Here is a 522-nt window from a genome sequence, read left to right as displayed (position 1 = left end):
CCGTTCCGCAGCCTCTTCGGCTCGTTCCATTTGCCACACGGCATAAAAGATAATGCCGTAGAGGAGGGCTGAATTGAGAACGATGCTCGCGCTGAAATTTGTGAGAAAGAGCATCGAAGGCGAAACGAAGCCGGTATCGCGCGGCAAGCTTATTTCTACAAGCAAGATCAAAGAGACTGAGACGATCCCGAGTATGATGCTAATAAAATAACGCTCGGTCCCGATGATTAAGATACTCAGCGCGGTTGCAGTGAAATAGCCAATTTGCGTTGCTCCGCTCGTGCCAACCAGTGAAGTGACCCAGAGAATAACCGCATATGAGACGGCCACAAACGCGAGCGGTGCTGTAATCGGTCCATATCGATGAAGTTGGGGCATTGAAGCGTACGTTGTTGCCACGAGAATATCCGCGACACCGACCTTCCACTTCCCATCGAGGAAGCGGACGAATGCCATGCTCGCTGGAATTAACGACGCAAGCCACACTGCGATGTTGAATCCGCGCAGCCGGCGAGCGACCTT

The 522-nt window shown here is 52.5% G+C and carries 1 pseudogene; it reads right to left on the bottom strand.

Annotation, left to right across the window (positions count from 1 at the left end):
* A pseudogene (locus XH80_RS02850) lies at positions 1–522 on the bottom strand (hypothetical protein); the annotation flags it as partial.

This window comes from Bradyrhizobium sp. CCBAU 45384 (genome assembly GCF_028128665.1).
Classification (GTDB): Bacteria; Pseudomonadota; Alphaproteobacteria; order Rhizobiales; family Xanthobacteraceae; genus Bradyrhizobium; species Bradyrhizobium manausense.
This window is presented reverse-complemented; position numbering and strand designations above follow the sequence as displayed.